25 protein-coding genes and 1 pseudogene are annotated in these 25,836 nt (G+C 61.5%); 9 read left to right on the forward strand and 17 right to left on the reverse strand.

Annotation, left to right across the window (positions count from 1 at the left end):
* The first annotated feature begins 171 nt into the window (after nt 1-171).
* Nucleotides 172-876 carry a methyl-accepting chemotaxis protein gene (locus K7431_RS31200; protein WP_371318427.1) on the forward strand — a complete coding sequence of 235 codons (705 nt, stop codon included), beginning with the start codon at nt 172-174 and terminating at the stop codon, nt 874-876.
* Between the two features lie 123 nt (nt 877-999).
* Here K7431_RS31200 and K7431_RS18570 read toward each other — a convergent pair whose 3' ends face one another.
* Genes K7431_RS18570 through K7431_RS18585 form a run of 4 tightly spaced genes read right to left on the reverse strand, consistent with a single transcriptional unit; the run spans nt 1,000 to nt 5,099 of the window.
* Nucleotides 1,000-1,368, reverse strand: a complete 369-nt coding sequence (locus K7431_RS18570) for a glyoxalase superfamily protein (protein WP_010206499.1) — start codon at nt 1,366-1,368, stop codon at nt 1,000-1,002.
* Nucleotides 1,369-1,397: 29 nt separating this feature from the next.
* Entirely contained in the window at nt 1,398-2,861 is a 1,464-nt protein-coding gene (locus K7431_RS18575) for an N-acyl-D-amino-acid deacylase family protein (protein WP_015885849.1), read from the reverse strand.
* Nucleotide 2,862: 1 nt separating this feature from the next.
* Nucleotides 2,863-3,723 (reverse strand): MurR/RpiR family transcriptional regulator, encoded by an 861-nt coding sequence (locus tag K7431_RS18580; RefSeq protein ID WP_015885850.1) that lies wholly within the window; start codon nt 3,721-3,723, stop codon nt 2,863-2,865.
* Nucleotides 3,724-3,749: 26 nt separating this feature from the next.
* Complete coding sequence (locus tag K7431_RS18585) at nt 3,750-5,099, reverse strand: GntT/GntP/DsdX family permease (protein WP_015885851.1); 1,350 nt, start codon at nt 5,097-5,099, stop codon at nt 3,750-3,752.
* A 248-nt stretch (nt 5,100-5,347) separates the two neighbouring features.
* On the opposite strand from K7431_RS18585, the gene K7431_RS18590 reads away from it, so the two are divergent.
* Nucleotides 5,348-5,728: a lysozyme inhibitor LprI family protein gene (locus tag K7431_RS18590; RefSeq protein ID WP_015885852.1), complete on the forward strand. Its 381-nt coding sequence runs from the start codon at nt 5,348-5,350 to the stop codon at nt 5,726-5,728.
* A gap of 119 nt (nt 5,729-5,847) precedes the next feature.
* On the opposite strand, the gene K7431_RS18595 is transcribed toward K7431_RS18590, so the two are convergent.
* The 5 genes and pseudogenes from K7431_RS18595 to K7431_RS18615 form a co-directional block, all read right to left on the reverse strand.
* Nucleotides 5,848-7,293, reverse strand: a complete 1,446-nt coding sequence (locus K7431_RS18595) for a SulP family inorganic anion transporter (protein WP_015885853.1) — start codon at nt 7,291-7,293, stop codon at nt 5,848-5,850.
* A gap of 193 nt (nt 7,294-7,486) precedes the next feature.
* A complete protein-coding gene (locus K7431_RS18600) occupies nt 7,487-8,380 on the reverse strand; it encodes an NAD-dependent epimerase/dehydratase family protein (protein WP_043205888.1) in 894 nt (297 codons plus the stop codon).
* A 103-nt stretch (nt 8,381-8,483) separates the two neighbouring features.
* Entirely contained in the window at nt 8,484-9,380 is an 897-nt protein-coding gene (locus K7431_RS18605) for a LysR family transcriptional regulator (protein ID WP_015885855.1), read from the reverse strand.
* Nucleotides 9,381-9,410: 30 nt separating this feature from the next.
* Nucleotides 9,411-9,491, reverse strand: a pseudogene (locus K7431_RS18610) (NADPH quinone reductase MdaB); the annotation flags it as partial.
* Entirely contained in the window at nt 9,488-10,255 is a 768-nt protein-coding gene (locus K7431_RS18615; protein ID WP_043206329.1) for a sulfite exporter TauE/SafE family protein, read from the reverse strand. The gene K7431_RS18615 and the pseudogene K7431_RS18610, both read right to left, overlap by 4 nt.
* 83 nt (nt 10,256-10,338) lie before the next feature.
* On the opposite strand from K7431_RS18615, the gene K7431_RS18620 reads away from it, so the two are divergent.
* A complete protein-coding gene (locus K7431_RS18620) occupies nt 10,339-11,235 on the forward strand; it encodes a LysR substrate-binding domain-containing protein (RefSeq protein ID WP_015885857.1) in 897 nt (298 codons plus the stop codon).
* Here the strand turns inward: K7431_RS18620 and K7431_RS18625 are convergent.
* Both K7431_RS18625 and kynU read right to left on the reverse strand, forming a co-directional pair.
* Nucleotides 11,181-12,587 carry an amino acid permease gene (locus K7431_RS18625; protein ID WP_015885858.1) on the reverse strand — a complete coding sequence of 469 codons (1,407 nt, stop codon included), beginning with the start codon at nt 12,585-12,587 and terminating at the stop codon, nt 11,181-11,183. The genes K7431_RS18620 and K7431_RS18625 overlap by 55 nt on opposite strands.
* Nucleotides 12,588-12,748: 161 nt before the next feature.
* Entirely contained in the window at nt 12,749-13,999 is a 1,251-nt protein-coding gene (gene kynU / locus K7431_RS18630; protein WP_015885859.1) for a kynureninase, read from the reverse strand.
* A 144-nt stretch (nt 14,000-14,143) separates the two neighbouring features.
* On the opposite strand from kynU, the gene K7431_RS18635 reads away from it, so the two are divergent.
* A complete protein-coding gene (locus K7431_RS18635; RefSeq protein ID WP_015885860.1) occupies nt 14,144-14,617 on the forward strand; it encodes an Lrp/AsnC family transcriptional regulator in 474 nt (157 codons plus the stop codon).
* Between the two features lie 126 nt (nt 14,618-14,743).
* Here the strand turns inward: K7431_RS18635 and catA are convergent, their stop codons facing one another.
* The 3 genes from catA to K7431_RS18650 are packed head-to-tail and all read right to left on the reverse strand — an operon-like array spanning nt 14,744 to nt 17,145.
* Nucleotides 14,744-15,673, reverse strand: a complete 930-nt coding sequence (catA, locus tag K7431_RS18640) for a catechol 1,2-dioxygenase (protein ID WP_015885861.1) — start codon at nt 15,671-15,673, stop codon at nt 14,744-14,746.
* A 41-nt stretch (nt 15,674-15,714) separates the two neighbouring features.
* Nucleotides 15,715-16,005: a muconolactone Delta-isomerase gene (catC, locus tag K7431_RS18645; protein ID WP_015885862.1), complete on the reverse strand. Its 291-nt coding sequence runs from the start codon at nt 16,003-16,005 to the stop codon at nt 15,715-15,717.
* Nucleotides 16,006-16,017: 12 nt separating this feature from the next.
* Complete coding sequence (locus tag K7431_RS18650; protein WP_015885863.1) at nt 16,018-17,145, reverse strand: muconate cycloisomerase family protein; 1,128 nt, start codon at nt 17,143-17,145, stop codon at nt 16,018-16,020.
* Nucleotides 17,146-17,259: 114 nt separating this feature from the next.
* Here K7431_RS18650 and K7431_RS18655 point away from each other — a divergent pair, with 114 nt between their 5' ends.
* Nucleotides 17,260-18,135 carry a LysR family transcriptional regulator gene (locus tag K7431_RS18655; protein ID WP_015885864.1) on the forward strand — a complete coding sequence of 292 codons (876 nt, stop codon included), beginning with the start codon at nt 17,260-17,262 and terminating at the stop codon, nt 18,133-18,135.
* Here the strand turns inward: K7431_RS18655 and K7431_RS18660 are convergent.
* A complete protein-coding gene (locus K7431_RS18660) occupies nt 18,132-19,118 on the reverse strand; it encodes an AraC family transcriptional regulator (RefSeq protein ID WP_043206330.1) in 987 nt (328 codons plus the stop codon). The two genes, K7431_RS18655 and K7431_RS18660, sit on opposite strands and share 4 nt — an antisense overlap.
* A 311-nt stretch (nt 19,119-19,429) precedes the next feature.
* Between K7431_RS18660 and antA the strand changes: the two genes are divergently transcribed.
* The 4 genes from antA (at nt 19,430) to K7431_RS18680 (ending at nt 24,020) form a co-directional block, all read left to right on the forward strand.
* Entirely contained in the window at nt 19,430-20,821 is a 1,392-nt protein-coding gene (antA, locus tag K7431_RS18665; RefSeq protein ID WP_015885866.1) for an anthranilate 1,2-dioxygenase large subunit, read from the forward strand.
* Entirely contained in the window at nt 20,821-21,312 is a 492-nt protein-coding gene (antB, locus tag K7431_RS18670; protein ID WP_015885867.1) for an anthranilate 1,2-dioxygenase small subunit, read from the forward strand. The genes antA and antB overlap by 1 nt, the downstream gene beginning before the upstream one ends.
* Before the next feature lie 225 nt (nt 21,313-21,537).
* Nucleotides 21,538-22,545, forward strand: coding sequence for an anthranilate 1,2-dioxygenase electron transfer component AntC (gene antC, locus K7431_RS18675; protein WP_015885868.1), 1,008 nt, complete (start codon nt 21,538-21,540; stop codon nt 22,543-22,545).
* 71 nt (nt 22,546-22,616) lie between these two features.
* Complete coding sequence (locus K7431_RS18680) at nt 22,617-24,020, forward strand: amino acid permease (RefSeq protein ID WP_043205891.1); 1,404 nt, start codon at nt 22,617-22,619, stop codon at nt 24,018-24,020.
* A 140-nt stretch (nt 24,021-24,160) separates the two neighbouring features.
* On the opposite strand, the gene kynA is transcribed toward K7431_RS18680, so the two are convergent.
* Together kynA and kynB are read right to left on the reverse strand one after the other, a co-directional pair.
* Nucleotides 24,161-25,018, reverse strand: a complete 858-nt coding sequence (gene kynA / locus K7431_RS18685; protein ID WP_015885870.1) for a tryptophan 2,3-dioxygenase — start codon at nt 25,016-25,018, stop codon at nt 24,161-24,163.
* Nucleotides 25,015-25,665, reverse strand: a complete 651-nt coding sequence (gene kynB, locus K7431_RS18690; protein ID WP_015885871.1) for an arylformamidase — start codon at nt 25,663-25,665, stop codon at nt 25,015-25,017. The genes kynA and kynB overlap by 4 nt, the downstream gene beginning before the upstream one ends.
* Nucleotides 25,666-25,836 lie beyond the last annotated feature (171 nt).

Below are 25,836 nucleotides of genomic sequence, written 5' to 3' on the forward strand. Positions count from 1 at the left end.
GGCATCCAGCGCATGGGCACTACCCTGCGCGAATTGATCAGCGGTATTCGCGACGGCGTGACGCAGATTGCCAGCGCCGCTGAAGAGTTGTCGGCGGTGACCGAGCAAACCAGCGCCGGCGTGAACAGCCAGAAGATCGAGACCGATCAGGTCGCCACCGCGATGCACGAAATGACGGCCACTGTGCAGGAAGTCGCGCGTAACGCCGAACAGGCGTCCCTGGCCGCCGCAGATGCCGATGGTCAAGCCCGCGCAGGCGACAAAGTGGTCGCTGAAGCCATCGCTCAGATCGAGCGCCTGGCCGCGGAAGTGGCCCGTTCCACCGACGCCATGACCCACCTGCAACAAGAGAGCAACAAGATCGGCAGCGTGATGGACGTGATCAAGGCTGTGGCCGAACAGACCAACCTGCTGGCCCTCAACGCGGCGATTGAAGCGGCGCGTGCCGGTGAAGCCGGCCGTGGGTTTGCTGTGGTGGCTGACGAAGTGCGCGGCCTGGCCCAGCGCACGCAAAAATCCACCGAGGAAATCGAAGGCCTGGTCGCCGGCTTGCAGAACGGCACCCAGCAAGTGGCCAACGTGATGAACAACAGCCGCAGCCTCACCGACAGCAGCGTTGAGCTGACGCGCAAGGCCGGTGTATCGCTGGAGAACATCACCCGTACGGTGTCGAACATCCAGTCGATGAACCAGCAGATTGCCGCCGCCGCAGAACAGCAAAGCGCCGTGGCGGAAGAGATCAGCCGCAGCATTGTGAATGTGCGTGATGTGTCGGAGCAGACTGCTACGGCGAGCGATGAGACGGCCAAGTCGAGTGTGGAACTGGCGCGGTTGGGTAGCCAACTGCAGCAGATGGTCAGTCATTTCCGGGTGTAAAACCGCAATCCCTGTGGCAAGGGAGCTTGCTCCCTCGCCACAGGCAAACAACCCCAGCCACTCACGGGGATTGCAAAAAAACCGCCCTACCCAGGCGGTTTTTTATTGCCTGCGATTTGCCCTTCAGCCCTCGCCTTCCTCGACAAACACCACCCGATTTCCAAATGGATCCTTGATGCTCATCTCCCGCGATCCCCAAGGCGTTTCCTCAACCCCGGGCTTGGCATACCGATAGTCCTTGCCCGCCAACTGCTGCTGATAGGCATCCACGCCTTGCGCTTGAATCCGCACCGCCGCACCCGGCGAGGCATCGCCATGGTGCTCAGTCAAATGCAGCACACATTCGCCCAGCGACACCTGTAAATACAGCGGGAAATTCGCCTCGAAACGATGCTGCCAATCCACTTTGAACCCCAGGAAGTCGACGTAGAACTCCAAGGCCTTGGCCTCGTCGAAAATTCGCAGAATGGGGGTGACTTTTCCTAAGTGCATGGTGACCGCTCCGTGTATGAGAACGCCCACTATAGAGACGAAAACCCACGACGCAAATCCCCACTGCGTGCCAGGAAACGACCCGGCCGCTGGCCATTCGCCTGCCCGTCGCTGTAGCTCAACACGCCGTTGACCCATACCCCATCGATGCCCTCGGCCGCGCGCTGCGGTTCCTTGAAGTCCGCCACATCACGCACGCGCAACGGGTCGAACAACACCAGGTCAGCCCAGTGTCCCTCGCGGACTTCACCCCGATCAGCCAAGCCAAAACGCGCCGCGGACAAGCCGGTCATCTTGTGCACAGCGGTGTGCAACGGGAACAACCCCACATCGCGGCTGAAATGCCCCAGCACCCGTGGAAACGCGCCCCACAAACGCGGATGCGGGAACGGATCCTCAGGCAAACCATCCGACCCCACCATCGATAACGGATGCGCCAGGATCCGCCGCACATCCGCCTCGTCCATCCCGTAATACACCGCCCCTGCCGGTTGTAGCCGGCGTGCGGCGTCCATCAACGAAACGTCCCACTCAGCGGCAATCTCCTGCAAATCGCGCCCGCCCATTGCCGGGCACGGCGTCGACCAGGTAATGGTGATACGAAACGCGTCCGTCACTTGCTTGAGGTCCAGGGTCGAAGAACTCGCGGCATAGGGGTAGCAATCACAGCCCACCGGATGGGTTTTCGCCGCCCGCTCCAGCGACGCCAACAGCTGCGGACTACGCCCCCAATTACCGGCACCGGCACATTTGAGGTGGGAAATGATCACCGGCACCTTGGCATGTCGGCCGACCAGAAACGCCTCGTCCATCGCCTCCAGCACCGGTTCGAATTCACTGCGCAAATGGGTGGTGTACACCGCACCGAACGCGGTGAGGGCCTCACTCAGTTGCAGCACTTCGTCGGTCTCGGCATTGAATGCACTGGCGTAGGCCAGGCCTGTGGATAAACCGAGGGCGCCGGCTTCGAGGCTCTCTTGCAACTGCACGCGCATGGCGGCGATTTCATCCGCCGAGGCGGTGCGGTGCAGGTCGTCCATGTGGTTGCTGCGCAACGCGGTATGGCCGATCAACGCCGCGACGTTCACCGCAGGATGTGCACTTTCTACTGCAGCCCGGTAATCGGCAAAACGCGGGTAAACAAACGCCTCACGCGTGCCCAACAGGTTCATCGGGTCCGGCGGATCGCTGCGCAAGCTCACAGGCGACGCGCTGATGCCGCAGTTGCCGACAATCACCGTGGTCACGCCCTGGCTGAGCTTGGGCAACATCTGCGGGTGGCGGATCACCACCGTGTCGTCGTGGGTGTGCACGTCAATGAAACCCGGCGCCAACACGCGGCCGGCGGCATCAATTTCATGCTCGGCCATGGCCGTCGACAAATCGCCAATCGCCTCGATGCGCCCGTCGCGCAGGCCCACATCAGCGACATAGCCGGGCGTGTTGCTGCCATCAATGATCAGCGCCTGGCGTATCAACGTGTCGTACTTCATTTCAGTCTCCAAGCGGCAGGCTGTCAGGGCCGCCGCGATAATCGTCCAGGGCCAGCTTGATCCGGCGCAGGCGCTCCTGGTTGTCGTCCGGCAGGGCCAAGGCCAGCTCGGTAGCGAGCAGGTCGATGGCCAGCAGCATGCCGTAGCGCGCTGCCGTGGGTTTGTAGATAAAGCTGGTTTCGGCCGGTTGCAGCGGCAGCAGCACATCTGTCAGTTGCGCCAAGGGTGAATCCGCAAGGGTGATAGCGACGATGCGCGCGTCGTAGTTGCGCGCCAGTTCCACCACGTCCAGCAGTTCGGGGGTGAGGCCGGTCAAGGAGCACACGATCAGCGCATGCTCCGGCCCCAGGGTCGCGGCCGTGACACGCATCATCACGGGGTCATGACAAGCGGCAATCGGATAGCCCAGACGCACCAGCCGTACCTGCAACTCATCGCTGCACAGGCTCGACGGGCCGCCCATACCGAACGCATGGATCATGCGCGCCTTGCCCAGCAGGTTGACCGCATCAACAAAGCTCGCCTGGTTGAACCCCGACAAGTGCTGCCGCAACGTCGCCTCGATATCCCCCAGGATCTGCCGATGAAACGCCGATTGCTCCGGTAACCCCGCAGGGTCGAGGAAGCGACTGCCGACCCCACTGGCCTGCGCCAATTGCAGGCGCAAGTCACGCAAGTCCCTACACCCCACACTGCGCGCGAACCGCGACAAGGTGGCCGTGCTGACCTCGGCCCGTTGGGACAATGCCTCCAGGCTGGCCGACGCGGCAAAGCCCACATCATCGAGCATCAGCTTGGCGATACGCCCTTCGCCGGCGCTGAAGGAATCCTGACGGGCGCGGATCTGGTAGAGGATGTCCATGGGGTCTCCGGGTTACAAAATGAGGCTCATAAAACAAGAGACAGGCCGTAGGTGAGACCGAATGCCACCACAGAAATCAACGTCTCCAGCACAGTCCAGGTCTTGAAGGTCTGGATCACCGTCATATTGAAGTATTCCTTGATCAGCCAGAAGCCGCCGTCGTTCACGTGGGAAAAGATCACCGAGCCCGCACCGGTGGCCAACACCAGCAATTCGGGGTGTGGATAACCCAGGCCCATGGCGACCGGTGCTACAACACCGGACGCGGTGGTCATGGCAACGGTGGCCGAGCCCGTGGCGATCCGCATCAACGCGGCAAACAGCCACCCCATCACCAGCGGCGACAAGTGGAACGCGTGGGCCAGACCAAGAATTTCGTTAGTCACTCCGGCGTCCACCAGGATCCGGTTCAAGCCGCCCCCCGCCCCCACCAGCAAGGTGATGCTCGCGGTCGGCGCGAGGCATTCATTGGTGAACGTGAGGATCGACTCGCGGTTGAAACCCTGCGCAATACCCAAGGTCCAGAAGCTCACCAAGGTCGCCACCAGCAGCGCAATCACCGAGTTGCCGATAAACAGCAGGAACTGGTTGAAACCGGTGCCCGGCGTGGAAATCACGTTGGCCCAGCCGCCGATCATCATCAGCACCACCGGCAACAGAATGGTGCCCATGGTCAGCGTAAAGCTTGGCAAGCGTGTACGCGGTTCTCGGTCGATGAACTGGCGTTCCAGCGGATTTTCCGCCGGCAGGTGAATGCGCGGCACAATGAATTTGGCGTAGAGCGGGCCGGCGATGATTGCCGTGGGGATACCAATGAGGATCGCATACAGCACGGTCTGCCCCACCGATGCGTTATATGCCAGCACCGCCATCATCGCGGCCGGGTGCGGCGGCACCAGCGCATGCACCACCGACAGGCCGGCGACCATCGGCAAACCGACCATCAGGATCGATACGCCCACACGCCGCGCCACGGTAAAGGCGATCGGCACCAGCAGCACAAAACCCACCTCGAAAAACAGCGGCAATCCCACCAGGAAGGCGATGCACACCATGGCCCAGTGCGCATTGCGCTCGCCAAACCGGTTGATCAACGTACGCGCCACCTGCTCGGCACCGCCGGACTCGGCCATCATCTTGCCAAGCATGGTGCCCAGCGCCACGACCAGGGCGATATGCCCCAGGGTCTTGCCGACGCCCGCTTCGTAAGAGCCCATAATGGTGTCCGCCGGCATCCCGGCCATCAGCGCCAGGCCGATGGACACCAGGGTGATGACGATAAACGGATTGAGCCGGTAACGTGCAATCAGCACGATCAAAGCAATGATGGCGATGGCAGCGTATGCCAATAGCCCGAAGCCCGGTGATGCGGCCATGCGGTACTCCTCGGAAAGGGTCACGTCGAATTGATTGTGAAACTCATAAATCATTACCGAGGAGTGTTTTCAATTTTTATGAAAGTAATTTTCGCCCACGGACAAGCGGTGTCGCGCTGGGATATGCCCGACAACCGTGTATGAAAATTCGAGGGGTGTTCTTACATGAAGATCAGACGATGCCGGAAACTCAACGTGCGCCATCGAGTCATAGAATGCGCCTCCACTCATGCCCAGGAACACCGACCATGATTCGCACCGCCCTTGCCGCCAGCGCCCTGCTTCTCGCCCTCTGCGGCAACGCCTCGGCCGCCGACAACGCCGCCTTGAAAAAATGCATGGACAGCGCCAACACGACCGCAGACATGGTCAGTTGCAACGCCAAGGAAACCAAGGTGCAGGATGCGCGCCTGAACAGGGCCTACAAGACCGCCCTCGCCGCCCAGGAAGGCGCGCGCAAACAGCAACTGCAAGACGTGCAGCGCCTGTGGATAAAATACCGTGACGCCAATTGCGGTTTCGCAGGCTCCGCTACCGGCGGCACCCTCGACCAGGTCAACGGCTCCGGCTGCGTGCTCGACATGACCCAAACCCGCGCCCAAGAGCTGGAAGACCTGGTCGGGCCATAACTGCACAAGCCGACCTCCCGTGGCAAGGGAGCTTGCTCCCGCTGGGCTGCGCAGCGGCCCCAAAAACCTTCGCAGCGCTGCGCTCAGCAGACCAGCCCGGTAATGCGGGAGCGGCTCTATCAGTCGTGGTGAACCTTGGCACGCTTGAGCAACTTCTTGCAGCGCTCGGACAAATGCAGCACCCGCAAGTGCTTGCCCGCCTTGGTGTAACGCTCACGCAGGGTCATCAAGGCGGCAATCGCTGAATAGTCGACAAAACTCAGGTGACGGCAATCCAACGTCACCTGGTCCGGGTCGTTGGCCGGGTCGAACTGATTCAAAAACGGCGTTGTCGAGGCAAAGAACAACGTGCCATGCAGGCGATAGAGCTTGCTGCCATCGGCTTCCAGGTGCTCATCCGCATACAGCTCCCGCGCTTGTTGCCAGGCGAAATTCAGCGCCGCAATCACGATCCCGCACAGCACCGCCGTGGCCAGGTCGGTGAACACGGTGATCACCGTCACCGCGATGATCACCAGCACGTCATTGAGCGGCACCTTGTTGATCACCCGCAGCGACGCCCAGGCAAAGGTCTGCTGGGACACCACGAACATCACGCCCACCAACGCCGCCAGCGGGATCCGCTCGATCAACGGCGACAGGAACAGAATGAACAACAGGATCATCACCCCGGCAAACACCCCGGAGAAACGCCCGCGCCCGCCGGAGCTGAGGTTGATCACGGTTTGCCCGATCATCGCGCAACCGCCCATGCCGCCGAATACGCCCGAAACCATGTTAGCCGCGCCCAGCGCCACGCTTTCACGGTCCGGGTAGCCACGGGTCTCGGTGATTTCATCGGTGAGGTTGAGGGTCAGCAGGGTTTCCAGCAGGCCGACCATGGCCATCAGGAACGCGTAGGGGGCAATGATGCCCAGGGTTTCCAGGTTCCACGGAATCTGCGGTAGCGCGAAGGTCGGCAGGCCGCCGGCGATGTGGGCCATGTCACCCAACGTGCGGGTCGGCAGGCCGAGCAGGTACACCGCCAGGCCGACGCCCAGGATCGCCACCAGCGCGGGCGGCACGGCGCGGGTGATGCGTGGCAGCAGGTAGACGATGGCCATGGTCACCAGCACCAGGCCGGTCATCACGTACAGCGACGTGCCCGTGAGCCAGTGTTCACCGCTCTTGAAATGCTCCAACTGCGCCAGGGCAATGATGATCGCCAGGCCGTTGACGAAACCCAGCATCACCGGATGCGGCACCATGCGCACCAGCTTGCCCAGGCGCAACAGGCCGAAGGCGACCATGATCAGCCCGCCCAGCAATACCGTGGCCAGCAGGTACTCCACGCCGTGCTGAACCACCAACGCGACGATCACCACCGCCATCGAGCCTGCCGCACCGGACACCATGCCAGGGCGACCGCCGAATAACGCGGTCAGTGTGCAGATGATAAAGGCGCCATAGAGCCCCATCAGCGGGTTGAGGTGAGCCACAAGGGCGAAGGCGATGCATTCGGGCAGCAGCGCAAAAGACGTAGTGAGGCCGGCCAGGGCATCGGCGCGCAGACGGGTGAGGTTCATGAGGTACCAGGGTAATGCGGGGGATAAGGCGGGGAATGGTACGGAATTGCGGCGAGGGGAGCTAGTCAGGGAGACCACGTCGAACCCATCGGGGGCAAGCCCCCTCCCACAGTTGACCGAGTTCCACGCTTGGAATGCCAACACATGTGGGAGGGGCGTGCCACAGATGGCGACACCTCGGACTAGGTGAACATCACACCATTTCGTGGCGAATCCACTCCACGACCGACGTACGCTTGGGCACCCAGCCCAGCAACTCACGGGCATGCTTGCCACGCACCCGGCTGTTGGAGCCCAAGCCATAGTTGGCCATTTCATAGCCCCACTCGGCTTCAGCGTCGGCCAAAGGCCAATCCTGCGGTTTGCCCAGGTTCAGGGCTTCGGCAATCGCGGTGGTCATGTCGATAAACGACGCCTCGCCACTTTCCACGAAGTAGAAGGTGCCCGGCACGTTCTTGGTCAGTGCCAGCAGGTACAGCGCCACCACGTCATCGATGTGCACGTTGGACCAGATGTTCTGCCCGCTGCCCACATGACGCACCACGCCGCTTTTGCGTGCCTGCTTGAGCAAACGCGGCAATTGCACGCTGTCGCGCTTCACGCCCAGGCTGTGACCGTAGATCAGGGTGTTGCAAATCACCGCTGAATTCACGCCGTCCTGGGCCGCCGCCAGGATCAGGTTGTCGATGGCCACGCGGGCAGCCTTGTCGACGGTCGGCTCCGGCAGATTGTCTTCAACGTAGATGACATCGCTGGACTTGCCACCCGACGCATCACCGACAATGCTCGAACCGCTGGTGTGCAGGAACGGCTTGTTCGAGCCCTGCAATGCCGCCAACAGGGTTTCCACGGCGACGCGATGGTCGCTGCTCGCGGCATTGATCACCGCGTCAGCCTTCTGCGCTTGTTCGGTCAACACGGCGTCGTCGTCAAGGGTGCCGATCACCGGGGTGATGCCCAAGGCGGTCATCTCAGCCGCTTGCTCAGCGCTGCGCACCAGGCCGGTTACCGTGTGGCCAGCCTTGACCAGGCCGGTGGCGATGGAACCACCGATAAAACCGGCGGCGCCGGTAACGAATACGTTCATGGAGAGTGCTCCTGACTGGGTAAGTGATGCGCTGAGTATCAAGGGCTCATCCCTGACGAATAAGCCCCTGCTGCCCAATTCACTCTTGCGTGCAGATCACGAATCAGCAGGCATACCGCGCCAGTTTGGCCTGGATAAAGTCGAGGAAACACTGGATGCGCAACGCCAACTGCGAGTTGCGATAGAACACCGCGTGGATCGGCTGGCGATAACCGCTGTTGAACGCCTCCAGCACCGGCACCAGGCGACCGGCGTCAATATCGTCGACGGTCATGAAGTTAGACAGGCAGCAGATGCCCTGCCCTTCCAGCGCCAATTGCCGCACGGTTTCGCCGCTGGACGCCGCCACGCGGGGCTGGATCAACCAGCGGTCGCCCTCCACATGGCGCAGCGGCCAGTGGTTGAGGGTTTCGGTCTGGGTGAACCCCAGCAGCGTGTGGCCCGCCAACTCGGCGACCGTGGTTGGCGTGCCGTGTTGCTTGAGGTACTCGGGGCTGGCGAGGATATGCAACGGCGTAGAACCGAGCGCGCGCGCATGCAGGGTGGAGTCAGCCAGGGCGCCAATGCGAATGGCGATGTCCGTGCTCTGTTCCAGCAGGTCGATGATCAAGTCATCGCTGTTCAACTCCAGCAGGATCTCCGGGTAGAGGCTGCGAAACTCGGCGATGTACGGCACGATCCCATGCAGCATGAACGGCACGGCAGCATTGATGCGCAGGCGCCCCGCCGGTTTCTTCTGGCGCGACGACAGGCGCTCTTCCAGCGCCTCCATCTGCACCAGGATCACCTTGGCCTGTTCGAAGAAGTACTTGCCCTCCTCGGTCAGGTCCATGCGCCGCGTCGTGCGGTTGATCAGCGTGGTGTCGAGCTTGGCCTCCAGGCGCGACAAGGTGCGGCTGACCGCCGATGGCGTCTGCCCGACCTGCTCTGCGGCAGCGGAAATCGAACCGCATTCAATCACGCTGACGAAGATCTGTAGCTCATCGGATCGGGCTTTCACGGGCGCGCCTCGTTATCGGTTCACAGCAGCTTACACCGAGAAATTGAACACCTGCGCCAGATGCTGCTCGTAGCGCACCACATGAGCCTTGATCGCCGGGCGCTTCATCACGCCCCACTGATCAGCAGATGGCCGCCGAGCAACGCCATGCCGATGAAGAACACGCGCTTGAACAACAGCGCACTGATGCGCTGGCGCACCACTTGGCCCAGCCACATGCCCAACAGTGCCGGCACCAGCGCCAGCAATGACGCGTTCAGCTCTCCACCGCCCAAAGTGCCGCGCCAGGCCAGACCGGCAGCGAGTGCCAGCGTCGACACGGTGAATGACAGCCCCAGCGCTTGCACCAACTGATCACGGCTCAAGCCGAGGGCTTGCAGATACGGCACGGCAGGAATCACAAACACACCGGTCGCCGAGGTGATGATGCCGGTGATCCCCCCGCACAGCGGGCCCAGCCAGCGTTCGGTGTGCGGCGCTACCTTGAACGAGGGCAGGAACAAGCCGCTCAGTGCATACATCAGCAACGCCCCGCCCAACGCATGAACGACCCAGCCACCCCCGTCCATGCCCAGCCATAACGTGCCAAGCCCGGTGCCGAGGAAGATCAGCAGCAGCATCGGCCAGAGGCGCTTGATCAAGGCGCTCAGGTGACCGCCGAATGCCAGTTGCCACAGGTTGGTGACGGTCGAGGGAATGATCAGCAATGCGGCTGCCTGCGCCGGGAGCATAGCCAGGCCGAGCAGGCCCATGGCGACGGTGGGCAGACCGAGGCCGATCACACCTTTGACGGTACCGGCCAGCAGGAAGGTGCCGATCACCAGCAGCGTCAAGGCGGGGCCGATATGTTGGTAAAACGCGAGGAAGGTATTCATGGGCGGATTGTCGAGCATTGAGGCGCGTTGGAAAATGCGCCATATACTGAGGCAGACTCTCGTTTTGCCTGAGGCTGGTGCCCATGCACTTTGACCTGATAGACCTGCGCCTTTACCTGCACGTCGTCGACACCGGCAACATCACCGCCGGGGCGGCCCGCAGTCATTTGTCCCTGGCCGCCGCCAGTGCGCGTATCCGTGCAATGGAGGCGTCGCTGGGTATCGAGTTTCTTCAACGCGGCCGCCGTGGCGTCACACCCACGCCCGCCGGTAAAGCCCTCGCCCGTCACGCCCGGCTGTTGCTGCAACAGGCCGAGCACCTGCAACAGGACCTGGCGGCATACGCCAACGGCGTCAAAGGCCAGGTGCGCCTGCTGTGCAACACCACCGCCCTCAGCGAATACCTGCCCGAACTGCTGGCGGACTTTTTGCGCGAGCATCCCAACCTCGATATCGACCTGCAGGAACTGCCGAGCCTGCGCATCACCCAGGCCTTGCGCCAGGGCACGGCAGACCTCGGGATCATTTCCGACGCCGTCGACACCCACGGCCTGCAAACCCTGCCGTTTCGCGATGACCCGCTGGTATTGATCATGCCGCTGGACCATCCGCTCACCACGCATCACGTGAGCTTCATCGACAGCCTTCAACACGACTACGTCGGCCTGGCCGCTGACAGCGCCCTGGCGGTGTACCTGGAAGAACAGGCGCTGCACGCCGGTTTCCGCTTGCAGACACGCATCCGTGCCGAGGGGTTTGATGGGGTGATTCGCATGGTCGCCCGTGGCGCCGGCTTGGGTATCGTGCCCCAGGCGGCACTGGAGCGTTGGCTTTCAGAACGTTGCTTCAAGGCCCAGCCGCTCACGGAGGACTGGGCCTGTCGCCGGCTACTGCTCTGCGCGCGCGCGTTTGAGCATCTGCCCGGTTACGCCAAAGCCTTGTTCGACGCCTTGGCCCTGCCCTTGCGGAAAAACCCGTAGTACACCGCCGACAGAATCAGCAGGAACGGCACGCCAAACACCAGGGTCATCTTGAACGCCTCGGTGAAATAGGTGGTGACCATCACCGCGCCCATCAGCACCAGGCCCAACAGCGTGCTGTAGGGAAACAGCCGCAGTTGGAACGACAGCTTCGGCCCGCCATGGCGCCTGCGGTAACGGCGGAAGCACAGGTGCGTGAGGAAGATCATGAACCAGGTAAAGATCGCGCCAAACATCGAGATCGCCATCATCAGGGTGAACGAGCTTTCCGGGTACACCACGTTCAGCAAGGTCGCCAGGGCAATGCCCGAGCTGGACAGCAGCAACGCGTTCAGCGGAATGCCGCTCTTGCTCAAGGCGCCCATGGACTTGGGCGCAAAGCCGGCGCGGGACAGGCTGAACATCATGCGCGTGGTGATGTAAAGCTGGCTGTTCATCGCCGACAGCGCCGCGATCAGGATCACGAAATTCATCACCCCGGTGGCGCCGGGAATACCAATGGTCTGCATCACTGTGACGAACGGGCTCTGGGTTTGCCCGGCTTGGTTCCACGGCACGATGGCCAGCATCAGCGCCAGGGTCAGCAGATAAAACACCACCAGCCGCACGAGGGTGGCGCGGAAGGCTTTCTTCACCGCCTGTTCCGGGTCCGCCGCTTCACCGGCGGCCACCGCGATCATCTCCACACTCAGGTAGCTGAAGATAGACACGATCACCGCGATCCACATGCCGCTCAGGCCATGGGGGAAAAAACCATCGTGGGCTGTGTAGTTCTGCACGCCGTAGTCCGGGTTGCCGGAACCGAATACCACGTACACGGCGAGGAGGATGAAGCCGACGATGGCGCTGATCTTGATCGCCGAGAACCAGTATTCGAAGTTACCGAAGGTCTTCACGCTGATGGCGTTGAGCAGGATCAGCACGCTGGAAAACGACACGATCCACACCCATTCCGGCACGTTGGCGAACCAGTACTTCATGTACATCGCCACCGCCGTGACCTCGGCGCCCACCGCCAGCACAATCGCCGCCCAGTAGGCGTAGCGCACCAGGAAACCGGCCAGCGGGCTGATGTAGAACTCGGCGTAGGCGCCGAAGGAGCCCGAGGTGGAATGGGCCACCGTCATCTCCGCCAGGCACCCCATCAGCAGCAACGTGATCAACGCGCCGATGGCGTAGCTCACCAGCACACTGGGCCCGGCATAACCGATGGCGTAGGCGCTGCCCATGAACAGCCCGGTGCCGATGGCGCCACCGATGGCGATCATGCTCATCTGGCCGGAAGTGAGCTGGCGCCGCAGGCCCAGTTCGCGGTGGGTGATCTCGGCAAAGCCCTTGTCTGGCGTGGTCACGTGGTGTGCCCCTTTATTATTGTGATTGCACCGTTTGGATATTCACGCAGATCCCCTGTGGGAGGGGGCTTGCCCCGATAGCAGTGTGTCAGGTAGCTATAGGTTGACTGGCCCGACGCCATCGGGGGCAAGCCCCCTCCCACAGTTTGATCGGCGTTGTGTCAGGTGACGCTGTTACGGACTTTGTATTGCGGCTGATTCCAGGTGTGGTTGTCGAGGATGTCGCCGAGGATTTCCACGGCGTCCCAGACCTCAGTGAAGCGGGTGTACAACGGCGTAAATCCGAAACGCATGATGCGCGGCTCGCGGTAGTCACCGATCACGCCACGGGCGATCAAGGCCTGGATCACGGCGTAGCCTTCAGGGTGCTCGAAGCTCACATGGCTACCACGCCGGGCGTGCTCACGCGGGGTGATCAACACCAGTTCATGGGCCGCGCAACGCGCTTCCACCAGTGCAATAAACAGGTCGGTCAACGCCAGGGATTTGCTGCGCAGGCTGCCCATGTCGGTCTGGGCGAAAATCTCCAGGCCGCACTCCACCATCGCCAGCGAGGTGATCGGCTGCGTGCCGCACAGGTAGCGTGCGATACCGGCACTCGGTGCGTAAGTCGATTCCATGGCGAACTGCCGAGTGTGCCCGAACCAGCCCGACAGCGGCTGACGCACCAGGTCCACCAACGCCGGGTTGACCCACACAAATGCCTGGGAGCCAGGGCCACCGTTGAGGTACTTGTAGGTGCAGCCGATCGCGTAATCGGCACCGGCCTGATGCAGGTCGATAGGCACTGCGCCCGCCGAGTGCGCCAGGTCCCAGAGGCTCAACGCGCCACACTCATGGCTCAGGGCGGTCAGCGCCTGCATGTCGTACATGTAGCCGGTCTTGTAGTTGACGTGGGTGAGCATCACAACCGCCACGTCCTGGTCAATGGCCTGGGGCAATTCGTCCGGGCTGTTCACCAGGCGCAAGGAATAGCCGTGTTGCAGCAGTTCGGCCAGGCCCTCGGCGATGTACAGGTCGGTGGGAAAGTTGCTCGCCTCGCTGACGATCACCTTGCGATTCGGCTGGCGTTGACGCTGCACGCTCAACGCGGCGCTGAGCACCTTGAACAGGTTGATGGAGGTGGTATCGGTGATCACCACTTCGCCGTCACGCGCACCGATCAGCGGTGCCAGGCGGTTGCCCAGGCGCTGGGACAAGTCCGCCCAACCGGCGCTGTTCCAGCTGCGAATCAGGCCATTGCCCCACTCTTCGACAATCACCGCCTGCGCCCGCGCCAACGCCGCCACCGGACGGGCACCGAGGGAGTTGCCATCGAGGTAGATCACCCCCTCGGGCAAGGCGAACTGACTGCGCAATGGCGCCAGCGAGTCCTGTGCGTCGAGGGCTTGGCAATGGCTTCGAGTGGTCATGGGCTGTCCTGGTTTTTATAAGTAAGAATGGACCAAATTTTGAACGAAGTTTTAGAGAATTTTCGTGCAAAGTGACGGGCAACAGGCTAATTAAGCTGTAGGAAATTCGAATTTAACCCCCAAATACGCGGATTTATTCTAACCATGATTCTTGACGCCACCGACCTGCGCCTCCTGCATTTCCTGCAACAGGATGGCCGCATCAGCAACCAGGAACTGGCGGAAAAAGTCGCGCTGTCGCCCTCCGCGTGCCTGCGCCGTCTGCGTCTGCTGGAGAGCGAAGGCATCATCTGCGGCTACCGCGCGGTGCTGAATGCCGAGCAGTTGGGGATCGAGCTGGAGGCCATCGTGCACCTGTCCCTGCGCCAGGATGTGGAGGATTGGCACGAGACGTTTATCAAGAAGGTGCAGGGCTGGCCGGAAGTCGCCAGTGCGTATGTAATCACCGGTGCCAGCAACTATGTGCTGCGGGTGCAGGCGCGCAACCTCAAGCACTTTTCGGACTTTATCGTGAACCACCTGAACCGCACGGCGGGGGTGATGGATATTCGCTCGGAGATTGTGTTGCAGAAGATCAAGGATAGGGATGAGGTGTTGGACCTGGTGGTACGCAAATAACCGCAACACCATCGGTCAAATGTGGGAGGGGGCTTGCTCCCGATAGCGGCGTATCAGTAGACCTATCAGTGACTGACACACTGCTATCGGGAGCAAGCCCCCTCCCACACTTTTTGACCGCATTGATCAATCTTCCAGGGCACGCACGCGTTGCATACGCTTTTGTTCCACCGGCGCATCGGCCACCTGCAACTCAAAGTCAAAATCAATCTGCGCAAACCGCCCTTCCACGCCAAACTCGCGCGCCAACTGCGGATCCTCACTGAAGCGAATCTCGGCAATCAACTCATCCCGCGTCGCGTAGGCAAAATCATCATGCAGGTACGGGTCGTCCGAGAGGTTGATCTGCGTGGTCAGGTGCCGATGCCCCGGCGCCGAAATGAAGAAGTGGATATGCGCCGGCCGCTGCCCGTGGCGCCCCAGTTGATCGAGCAACTGCTGAGTCGGCCCGGTCGGCGGGCAGCCGTAGCCGGATGGCACGATACTGCGGAATCGGTAGTTGCCCTGGGCATCGGTCTCGATGCGTCGGCGCAGGTTGAATTCGGATTGCGTCGGATCAAACCACGAATACGTACCGCCGGTGTTGGCCTGCCACACGTCCACAATCGCCCCCGCCAGCGGCTTGCCGTCGGTGTCGCGCACCTGCCCACGCATGAACAGCGGCACCGCGTCGTCCTGGCCATCGTCCAGCCGCGCCTCGACCTTCGATAACGGCGCACCGGCCACATACAGCGGGCCTTCGATGGTGCGCGGGGTGCCGCCGGATTTACCGGCTTCTTCATCAGCGGCGTCCATCAGCAAGTCCAGGTAATGCTCCAGGCCCAGCCCGGCGGCGAGCAGACCGGCTTCCTGGTGCTTGCCCAGCTCATTGAGGTAATTGACCGCCTTCCAGAACTCTTCCGGGGTCACGTCGAGGTCTTCGATGATGTTCACGGTGTCGCGCAGGATCCTATAGATCAGCGCCTTGGTGCGCGGGTTGCCGGCGTCGTTAAGGTTACCGCTGGCTTCTTCGAGAAACTGTTGGGCATGGGCAGTCTGGGACAGTCGGGTGGACATGGTGCATTCCTCATCTTGTCATTATTGGGTGCATGACCGGCCTAGCGGTCGTCCTCATGGATCGACGACGGGTGCCGGCACAGGGCGTTCACTTCGATGGCCATGTAGGGGTAAAGCGGCAGTTGCATCAGCAGGTCGTGCAGCTCTTGCACGCTGTCGACGTCGAACACGCTGTAGTTGGCGTAGTGCCCGGCGATGCGCCACAGGTGGCGCCATTTACCCTGCTCCTGCAGCCGCTGCGCCAGCGCTTTTTCGTCAGCCTTGAGGCTGGCAGCGCGCTCGGAGTTCATGTCGACGGGCAGGTTCACGGTCATTTTTACGTGGAACAACATGGCAGGCGCCTCTTAGTGTTTGTCACGACGGAAGAACGCCAAACGCTCTTCATCGATGGCCAGGCCCAGGCCCGGTGCGTTGGAGACATGCAGTTGGAAATCGCGGTACACCGGTGGCTCGGTAAGGATGTCTTCGGTGAGCAGCAGCGGGCCGAACAGTTCGGTGTCCCACGCCAGTTTGTTCAGCGTGAGGAAAGCATGCGCCGACGCCAGGGTGCCGATGCCACCTTCGAGCATGGTGCCGCCATACAGGCCGATCCCCGCTGCCTCGGCAATCGCCGCGGTGCGCAACACCGCGCGCGGGCCGCCGTTCTTGGCGATCTTGAGGGCGAACACCGACGCCGCGCCTTCGCGGGCCAGGTTGAACGCATCCTCGACACACTCGATGGATTCATCCGCCATGATCGGCGCCGGGCTCGACAGATTAAGCCGCGCCATGCCGCCACGGTTGTTGCGTGAGATGGGCTGTTCGATCAGGTCGATGCCGTTGTCGCCGAGCACCTTGCACGCCCGCAGTGCCACTGCTTCGTCCCAGGCTTGATTGACGTCAACGCGCACACTGGCGCGGTCACCCAAGGCCTTTTTGATCGCGAGCACATGGGCCAGGTCATGGCTGACTTCGCCAGCACCGATTTTCAATTTGAAGATGCGATGGCGGCGCAGGTCGAGCATCTTTTCCGCCTCGGCAATGTCCTTTTCGGTGTTGCCGCTGGCCAGGGTCCAGGCCACCGGCAGTGCCTCGCGCACGCGGCCACCGAGCAGTTCGCTGACCGGTAGGTTCAGGCGCTTGCCAAGGGCATCGAGCAAGGCGCTTTCGATACCGGACTTGGCAAACGTGTTGCCGCGAATGCTGCGCTCCAGGCGCAACATGGCGGCGTTGATATTGCTGGCGTTCTGGCCGATCAGCAGCGGCGCGAAGTGGCGGTCGATGTTGACCTTGATGCTGTCGGGGCTTTCATTGCCGTAGCTCAGGCCGCCAATGGTGGTGGCTTCGCCGATGCCCTCGATGCCGTCGGAGCAGCGCAGGCGGATAACCACCAGGGTCTGGTTTTGCAGGGTGTGCATCGCCAGCTTGTGCGGGCGAATGGTCGGGAGGTCGACAATGATCGTGTCGATCGACTCGATGGGGCAAATCGGCATGGCTATACCCGCTGGGTTCTTTTTAGGTTTGAGCCGATTCTGTCCCTTAACTTTAAAGGCTTCCAATATAGAATGGGTCTCAAGCAATACCCGTAAGGTATGAAAGGAGCCATTATGGAACTGCGTCACCTGCGCTATTTCCAGGTGCTGGGGGAAACCCTGAATTTCACCCGCGCCGCCGAACGCCTGCACATCGCGCAGCCGCCGTTGAGCCGACAGATCCAGCAATTGGAGGATGAGCTGGGCGTCATTTTGCTCGAACGTAGCCGACCGCTGCGGCTGACCGAGGCCGGGCGGTTTTTCTATGAACACGCCAATGCGCTGCTGGAACAACTGAACAAGGTCTGCGACAACACGCGACGTATCGGCCTGGGTGAAAAGACCTGGCTGGGCATCGGCTTTGCGCCTTCGACCCTGTACGGCGTGCTGCCGGAATTGATTCGGCGACTGCGCAGCCATGAGGCGCTGGAGCTGGAGTTGGGGCTGTCGGAAATGACCACCTTGCAACAGGTTGAAGCGCTCAAGGCTGGGCGAATCGATGTGGGGTTCGGGCGGATTCGTATCGACGACCCGGCCATTGTCCAGCGCGTGCTGGTCGAGGACCGGCTGGTCGCCGTGCTGCCCGCTGGCCACCCGCTGCTGGGCGCGCCGGCCACGCTTGCTCAACTGGCCGCCGAACCCTTTGTGCTCTACCCCGGCAACCCGCGCCCCAGCTATGCCGACCATGTGATCGCGCTGTTTGATGCCCATGGCTTGGGCCTCAAGGTGGCGCAGTGGACCAACGAGTTGCAGACCGCCATCGGCCTGGTCGGCGCCGGCATGGGCGTGACGCTGGTACCCGCCTCGGTGCAGGTGCTGCACCGCGCGGATATTGGCTATACGCCGATTGTGGAAGCCACGGCGACGTCGCCGATCATTCTCAGCCGGCGGGTGCATGATCAGTCGCCGGGGTTGAGTCATTGCCTGCAACTGGTGGAAGAGTTGATCTAGCCACGCAGGCGGCGCGCATCATTGCGCTGCAACGTCTGGCTCGGCGACTCATCGAACAGCTTGCGGTACTCCGCCGAGAACCGTCCCAGGTGGGTAAAGCCCCAGCCCAGGGCGATCTCGGAGATGGTGCGGGTGGAGCCGTGCTCAAGGATTTCCTGGCGCACGGCGCCTAGCCGGTACTTCTTCAAATAGGCCATGGGCGACAGGGCGAAGTATTTGCGAAAGGCATCGAACAGCTTGAACCGCGACACCCCCGCAGCAGCTTCCAGGTCTTCCAGGTGCACGGCTTCGCGGGCGTTGTCGTGGATGTACTGGCGCGCACGGATCAGGTAATGCGGCAGTTTCACCCCCAGGACATCGCGCAGTTCTTCGGAGTAGTTGTTCGGCTGGGCCAGGATCAGGCCCTTGATCAGCGAGCTTTCCAGGTCACGGGTAAAGGCAGCCTGCTCATACAGCTCGCTGCCGTGCTCCAGCTCGGCGATGAAGTAACGCGCCATGCGCCACCACGACGCCGACGCCCCCTCTACCGCGTCCATCACCGACTCAAAGCGCAACGGCGCTTCAATGGGCCGTTGCAGCAAACCTTCCAGCGACTCACTCATGGCTGCGCGCGTGATCACCACCTGCAACTTGCGGCAGTCGCCGGAGATCGCGAGCACCTGATGCTCGTTGGGCGAGATGATCACGCCCTGGTCGCGGTTGGAACTCAGGCGTTCACCGTTCTTGCTCAGCTCCTGCTCACCCACCAGGGGCAGGCTCAGGCTGTAGCTGCTGAAGTGCTCGGCGTCTTCGATGTCGATGGTCACGTCCGTGCCGTACTCGATCACGCCCAAGGTGGTGGCGCGGGACTTGAACACGTTGGCACTGTGGTGAAAACGCAGGCGCTCAGGCGTGGCGGTGGCCAGGCGATGGGGCCCGCAAATGCCGGACATCCAGCTGCGGGCGCCTTCCAGGTCGAAGCGTTGAATCGTTTGGCTGCTCATCAGGGTGCACCCACGGCGGTTAGGCTGTTGCGCGCTCTGGCGGCGCGTCATTGGTGTAGGACAGCAAGTAATGCGCCACGCCAGCGCAATGGCCACTGGGTGGATAGCAACGGTCGATTAAGTGGATAAGAAGCGGTCTTTTCCGACAATTGCCCTGCCAGACAGTAGCGCATCCCGTCACCGTGCTGCACCGGGTTGGGTATTTGCTGCCCATTTTTCGGCCCAGGTTCCCCCATTAAGCGGATAGCCCGCGCCCTGCCCCGCTGCCTCTAATAAACCACCGATTAGCCCCTATCAAAAAGGTGCCTCCCATGAGTGGTGCAAGAAGCGTCGAGCAGTGGAAAACGTTTATCGAAGGCTGCCTGGACTTTCGCCCGGCAGACGAAGTATTCCGTATCGCCCGCCACATGTTCACCGAGCCGGAACTGTTCGATCTGGAGATGGAACTGATCTTCGAAAAGAACTGGATCTATGCCTGCCACGAAAGCGAACTGGCCCATAACCACGACTTCGTAACGATGCGCGCCGGGCGCCAGCCGATGATCATCACCCGCGATGGCGAAGGCCAGCTCAATGCGCTGATCAACGCCTGCCAGCACCGTGGCACCACCCTGACGCGGGTCGGCAAAGGCAACCAGTCCACCTTTACCTGCCCGTTCCATGCCTGGTGCTACAAGAGCGATGGCCGACTGGTGAAGGTCAAGGCGCCGGGGGAATACCCGGAGGGCTTCGACAAAGCCACACGCGGACTGAAAAAGGCGCGTATCGAGAGCTACAAAGGCTTTGTGTTCATCAGCCTGGACGTGAAGGGCACCGACAGCCTGGAAGACTTCCTGGGCGATGCCACCGTGTTCTTCGACATGATGGTCGCGCAGTCCGCCACCGGTGAGCTGGAAGTGCTGCCCGGCAAATCCTCCTACACCTACGACGGCAACTGGAAACTGCAGAACGAAAACGGCCTGGACGGTTATCACGTCAGCACCGTGCACTACAACTACGTGGCCACGGTGCAGCATCGCCAACAGGTGAACACCGAGCATGGCGCTAGCGCAGGCAGCACCCTGGACTACAGCAAGCTTGGCGCCGGCGACGCCAACACCGATGACGGTTGGTTCGCCTTCAACAACGGCCATAGCCTGTTGTTCAGCGACATGCCCAACCCCAGCGTGCGCTCCGGCTACGCCACCATCATGCCGCGCCTGATTGAAGAACACGGCCAGCAAAAAGCTGAATGGATGATGCACCGCCTGCGCAATTTGAATATCTACCCGAGCCTGTTCTTTCTCGACCAGATCAGCTCGCAACTGCGCATCATCCGCCCCGTGGCGTGGAACAAGACCGAGATCATCAGCCAGTGCCTGGGGGTGAAAAACGAGTCCGACGCCGACCGTGAAAACCGCATTCGCCAGTTCGAGGATTTCTTCAACGTGTCCGGCATGGGCACGCCGGATGACCTGGTGGAGTTCCGCGAAGCCCAGCGCGGTTTCCAGGGCCGGCTTGAACGCTGGAGCGATATCTCACGCGGCAGCCACCGCTGGGAAACCGGCCCCACGCCGAACAGCGAAGCCATCGGCATCCAACCGGCGATGACCGGCACCGAATTCACCCACGAAGGCCTCTATGTGAACCAGCATCGCAACTGGCAGCAGTTCCTGCTCAAGGGCCTCGATAACCAAGCGCTGAAATTGCGGGAGGTGCAATGATGAATGCGCAATTGCAGTACCAGATCGAGCAGTTCTTCTACCGCAAGTCCGAGCTGTGCGATGCGCAGGACTGGGACGCCTATGTGCAGCTGTTCGACCCGCAGAGTGAATTCCACCTGCCGCAGTGGGACTCGGAACACGTCTACACCCGCGACCCCAAGCGCGAGATGTCGCTGATCTATTACGCCAACCGTTCGGGCCTGGAAGACCGCGTATTCCGCCTGCGCACCGGCAAGGCGGCGTCGGCCACGCCGATGCCGCGCACGTTGCACCTGATCAACAACGTGCGCATCGCCGAGCGGGCGGAGGGCACGCTGGAGGTGAAACTGAACTGGCACACGCTGTTCTATCGCCTGGCCACGTCGGAGCAGTTTTACGGCCACGCCACTTACACCCTCAAGCCTGATGGCGACAGTTGGTTGATCACCCGAAAGCACGCGCTGCTGCTCAACGACACCATCAACTCGGTGCTGGATTTCTATCATCTCTAAAGCGCCCTTGTTGTGGTGGTGAGCGTGCTTTTTTGTGGTGAGCGGGCTTGCCCCGCGCTGGGGCGCGCAGCGGCCCCTGGTCCAAACACTGCGGTTTGGCGGGAAAAATGCGGCGACTTTCATGGGGCTGCTTCGCAGCCCAGCGCGGGGCAAGCCCGCCTACCACAAAAAGCACGCTCACCACAACAGGCCGTGCGTACGTCATAAATAGGCAGAGAACAACACATGAATCACAAAGTGGCCTTCAGTTTTGCCGACGGCAAGACCCTGTTTTTCCCGGTGGGCGCGAATGAAATCCTGCTGGATGCAGCGCTGCGCAACGGCATCAAGATCCCCTTGGATTGCCGCGAAGGGGTGTGCGGCACCTGCCAGGGTCGCTGCGAATCCGGCGACTACAGCCAGGACTATGTGGATGAGGAAGCCCTCTCCAGCCTCGACCTGCAACAACGCAAAATGCTCAGTTGCCAGACGCGGGTGAAGTCCGATGCGACGTTCTATTTCGACTTTGATTCGAGCCTGTGCAATGCGCCGGGACCAGTGCAGGTACGTGGCACGGTGAGCGCGGTACAGCAGGTGTCGACCAGTACGGCGATCCTGCAGGTACAGTTGGATCAGGCGCTGGATTTTCTACCGGGCCAATACGCACGGCTGTCGGTACCTGGCACGGACAGTTGGCGCTCGTATTCCTTCGCCAACCTTGCGGGCAATCAGTTGCAGTTTTTGGTGCGACTGTTGCCCGACGGGGTGATGAGCAACTACCTGCGCGAGCGCTGCCAGGTGGGCGATGAGCTGTTGATGGAAGCGCCCCTCGGCGCCTTCTACCTGCGTCACGTCACCAAACCCTTGGTGCTGGTGGCAGGCGGAACCGGGTTATCGGCCTTGCTGGGCATGCTCGACGAACTGGCCGCCAATGGCTGCGACCAACCCGTGCACCTCTACTATGGCGTGCGCGGTGCCGAGGACTTGTGCGAAGCGGCGCGCATCCAGGCCTACGCCTCAAGCATCGCGGACTTCCGCTACACCGAAGTCCTCAGCGCCCCCTCAGCGGATTGGCCCGGCAAGCGCGGCTACCTGACCGAGCATTTTCACCTGGCCGAATTGCGGGACAGATCGGCGGATATGTACCTGTGCGGTCCCCCGCCAATGGTCGAATCCGTCCAACAATGGCTGGCGGATCAGGTACTTGATGGCGTTCAGTTGTATTACGAAAAGTTCACGCAGAGTAATATCTGACCCTCAGCACTTCTGAGGGGCTGATGCGGCGTGCACTCAACCCTGAGAAAAACAAGTAGAAGGGAATGTTAATGGCGGATGACATGGTTAACCCGGTAGGCCTCAAGCGTGGCCTGAAGAACCGGCACATTCAACTGATCGCCTTGGGAGGGGCGATTGGTACGGGGTTGTTCCTCGGCTCGGCCGGGGTACTCAAGTCGGCGGGGCCGTCGATGATCCTGGGCTACGCGATTGCTGGTTTTATCGCGTTCCTGATCATGCGCCAGCTCGGCGAGATGATCGTCGAAGAGCCGGTAGCCGGTTCCTTCAGCCACTTCGCCCACAAATACTGGGGCGGCTACGCAGGCTTCCTGGCGGGCTGGAACTACTGGGTACTTTACGTCTTGGTGGGCATGGCCGAACTGACGGCGGTGGGCAAGTACATCCAGTTCTGGTGGCCGGAAATCCCGACCTGGGTCAGCGCACTGGTGTTCTTCGTGGCGGTGAACCTGATCAACACCCTGAACGTGAAGTTCTTCGGTGAGGCCGAGTTCTGGTTTGCGATCATCAAGGTGGTGGCGATTGTCGGCATGATCGCGCTCGGCTGCTACTTGCTGTTCAGCGGCACCGGCGGCCCACAAGCCTCGGTCAGCAACCTGTGGAGCCACGGCGGGTTCTTCCCGAATGGCGGCATGGGGCTGTTGATGTCCATGGCGTTCATCATGTTCTCGTTCGGTGGCCTGGAGCTGGTAGGCATCACCGCTGCCGAGGCCAGCGAGCCGCGCAAAGTGATCCCGAAAGCGATCAACCAGGTGGTGTACCGAATCCTGATTTTCTACGTCGGCGCGCTCACCGTGCTGCTGTCGCTGTACCCGTGGGACCAACTGCTGCAAACCCTCGGCGCGTCGGGCGATGCCTACAGCGGTAGCCCGTTCGTGCAGATCTTCTCGCTGATCGGTAACGACACCGCCGCGCACATCCTCAACTTCGTGGTGCTGACCGCGGCGCTGTCGGTGTACAACAGCGGCGTGTACTGCAACAGTCGCATGCTGTTCGGCCTGGCCGAGCAAGGCGATGCGCCAAAGGCGTTGATGAAACTCAACAAGCAAGGCGTGCCGCTGCGGGCGCTGGCGATTTCGGCACTGGTGACGATGCTGTGCGTGGTGGTCAACTACGTCGCGCCACAAAGTGCCCTGGAGTTGCTGTTTGCGCTGGTGGTTGCCTCGCTGATGATCAACTGGGCGCTGATCAGCATCACCCACATCAAGTTCCGCAAAGCCATGGGCGAGCAAGGCGTGACGCCGTCGTTCAAGACCTTCTGGTTCCCGTTCAGCAACTACCTGTGCCTGGCGTTCATGCTGATGATCATCAGCGTGATGCTGGCGATCCCGGGGATTCGTGAGTCGGTGTATGCGATGCCGGTGTGGGTGGGGATTATCTACGTGGCCTATCGGTTGCGGGTTCGCAGGAGTAACGCGGTAGTCAACACACAGTGATCCCTGTGGGAGCCGGGCTTGCCCGCGATGCAGGCGACTCGGTTTCCAGTGAGACCGAGGTGATGCGATCGCAGGCAAGCCAGCTCCCACAGTTGATTGCATTTCATAATGAAAAGCCCCGGTAATCCGGGGCTTTTTGTTTAGAGCGTGGAGCGTACTCGCCATAGCTCGGGGAAGAGCACGGTATCGAGCATCTTGCGCAAATACCCCACGCCTTCGGTACCACCGGTTCCTGGCTGGAAGCCAATGATCCGCTCCACCGTGGTCACATGGCGAAAGCGCCACTGGCGGAACGAATCCTCCAGGTCGATAAACTTCTCGGCCAACTGATACAAATCCCAGTAACGGTTCGGGTCGCGATACACCTCCCGCCACGCCGCCTCCACGGATTCATCGTGAACCGTCGCAGCCGTCGGGTCACGCTCGGCACGCTTGGGATCAATCGCCAGGCCCGCCTTGATCATCAGGTTGATCGCCTCGTCATACAGCGACGGCGTGGCAATCGCCACTTTCAGCTCGTTCAACAGCTCCGGCCGGTGGGCGTGAGGCCGCAACAGCGCCGCACTTTTATTGCCGAGGATAAATTCGATCTCGCGGTACTGGAACGACTGGAACCCCGACGACTGCCCCAGGAACGGGCGGATGGCCTTGTACTCCGACGGCGTCATCGTCGCCAGCACCGCCCAGGCGTGCACCAGTTGATCGAAGATCCGCGACACCCGCGCCAGCATCTTGAACGCCGGCGGCAACTCGCCCAGTCGTACGTGCTCGCGGGCAGCTTTGAGTTCGTGGAGCATCAGTTTCATCCACAACTCGGAAGTCTGGTGCTGGATGATGAAGAGCATTTCGTTGTGGTCCGGCGACAGCGGGTGCTGGGCGCTGAGGACTTTGCCCAGGTCCAGGTAATCGCCGTAGCTCATGGACTCGGAAAAATTCAGTTCGGCGTTATGCCATTCTTCGGGCGGCTGGTAATCAGCAGAGAAAGGACATTGGCTCATCGCGTGGGCTCCTTGAGCGGACGGAGAATGGCGCGGACCGGGCTCGCGTCCAGGTGGGCAAAACGCAGCGGCAGCGCGATCAGTTCATAGTCGCCTTCCGGTACGTCATCGAGCACGATGCCTTCGAGAATCGCCATGCCATGGCGAGCCACGGCGTTGTGGGAATCCATGGTCTTGGACTGCTGCGGGTCCAGCGAGGGTGTATCGATACCGATCAGGCGCACCCCCAGGCTGGCCAGCAGCTCGATGGTTTGCGGGGCAATGGCAGTGAAGTCCGCATCCCATTCGGTCAGCGGCGCTTGTGGATAAGTGCGCAGCAACACACGCTCGGGCACGTTATCCACACGCCCTTCCAACTGATGCGGCTGCACCAACGCGCCGCTGTCCAGGCAATGCAGCACCCGGCACGGCCCCATGTACACGTCCAGCGACACTTCACCGATCGGTGCACCGTCGGCGCTGTAATGCAGCGGCGCATCCACATGGGCGCCGGTGTGCGGCGATAGGGTAATGCGCCCGACATTCACCGGGCACTCCGGGCCGAACTGCCACACGCGCTCTTCCTGGAACGGCGTGTCTCCCGGCCAGGTCGGGGTCGCCGTACTCAAGGGCGGGCTGATATCCCACCACGTTTTTATTGGGTTCATTTGCAGGCTCTCGGCGGTTACTGGGGTGAATGATACGAGGGCCAGCTGCGAATTTTCTTGCGAATTCTGGCGTGAAGCGGGAAATCTTTCGCACTTACTGCGAGGAAATAGCGGATTGGTGATGGGTTATATCAAATAAATACCGCTGCGCTTCTGGGCATCCCGATGTCG

Origin of the sequence: Pseudomonas fluorescens group sp. (assembly GCF_020093335.1) — a bacterium.
Taxonomy (GTDB): Bacteria; Pseudomonadota; Gammaproteobacteria; order Pseudomonadales; family Pseudomonadaceae; genus Aquipseudomonas; species Aquipseudomonas petroselini.

Coding starts and splice junctions, on each gene's coding strand:
- K7431_RS31200 (WP_371318427.1), top strand. CDS start 172: ATGACGGCCACTGTGCAGGAAGTCGCGCGTAACGCCGAACAGGCGTCC.
- K7431_RS18570 (WP_010206499.1), bottom strand. CDS start 1,368: ATGCACTTAGGAAAAGTCACCCCCATTCTGCGAATTTTCGACGAGGCC.
- K7431_RS18575 (WP_015885849.1), bottom strand. CDS start 2,861: ATGAAGTACGACACGTTGATACGCCAGGCGCTGATCATTGATGGCAGC.
- K7431_RS18580 (WP_015885850.1), bottom strand. CDS start 3,723: ATGGACATCCTCTACCAGATCCGCGCCCGTCAGGATTCCTTCAGCGCC.
- K7431_RS18585 (WP_015885851.1), bottom strand. CDS start 5,099: ATGGCCGCATCACCGGGCTTCGGGCTATTGGCATACGCTGCCATCGCC.
- K7431_RS18590 (WP_015885852.1), top strand. CDS start 5,348: ATGATTCGCACCGCCCTTGCCGCCAGCGCCCTGCTTCTCGCCCTCTGC.
- K7431_RS18595 (WP_015885853.1), bottom strand. CDS start 7,293: ATGAACCTCACCCGTCTGCGCGCCGATGCCCTGGCCGGCCTCACTACG.
- K7431_RS18600 (WP_043205888.1), bottom strand. CDS start 8,380: ATGAACGTATTCGTTACCGGCGCCGCCGGTTTTATCGGTGGTTCCATC.
- K7431_RS18615 (WP_043206329.1), bottom strand. CDS start 10,255: ATGAATACCTTCCTCGCGTTTTACCAACATATCGGCCCCGCCTTGACG.
- K7431_RS18620 (WP_015885857.1), top strand. CDS start 10,339: ATGCACTTTGACCTGATAGACCTGCGCCTTTACCTGCACGTCGTCGAC.
- kynU (WP_015885859.1), bottom strand. CDS start 13,999: ATGACCACTCGAAGCCATTGCCAAGCCCTCGACGCACAGGACTCGCTG.
- K7431_RS18635 (WP_015885860.1), top strand. CDS start 14,144: ATGATTCTTGACGCCACCGACCTGCGCCTCCTGCATTTCCTGCAACAG.
- catA (WP_015885861.1), bottom strand. CDS start 15,673: ATGTCCACCCGACTGTCCCAGACTGCCCATGCCCAACAGTTTCTCGAA.
- catC (WP_015885862.1), bottom strand. CDS start 16,005: ATGTTGTTCCACGTAAAAATGACCGTGAACCTGCCCGTCGACATGAAC.
- K7431_RS18650 (WP_015885863.1), bottom strand. CDS start 17,145: ATGCCGATTTGCCCCATCGAGTCGATCGACACGATCATTGTCGACCTC.
- K7431_RS18655 (WP_015885864.1), top strand. CDS start 17,260: ATGGAACTGCGTCACCTGCGCTATTTCCAGGTGCTGGGGGAAACCCTG.
- K7431_RS18660 (WP_043206330.1), bottom strand. CDS start 19,118: ATGAGCAGCCAAACGATTCAACGCTTCGACCTGGAAGGCGCCCGCAGC.
- antA (WP_015885866.1), top strand. CDS start 19,430: ATGAGTGGTGCAAGAAGCGTCGAGCAGTGGAAAACGTTTATCGAAGGC.
- antB (WP_015885867.1), top strand. CDS start 20,821: ATGAATGCGCAATTGCAGTACCAGATCGAGCAGTTCTTCTACCGCAAG.
- antC (WP_015885868.1), top strand. CDS start 21,538: ATGAATCACAAAGTGGCCTTCAGTTTTGCCGACGGCAAGACCCTGTTT.
- K7431_RS18680 (WP_043205891.1), top strand. CDS start 22,617: ATGGCGGATGACATGGTTAACCCGGTAGGCCTCAAGCGTGGCCTGAAG.
- kynA (WP_015885870.1), bottom strand. CDS start 25,018: ATGAGCCAATGTCCTTTCTCTGCTGATTACCAGCCGCCCGAAGAATGG.
- kynB (WP_015885871.1), bottom strand. CDS start 25,665: ATGAACCCAATAAAAACGTGGTGGGATATCAGCCCGCCCTTGAGTACG.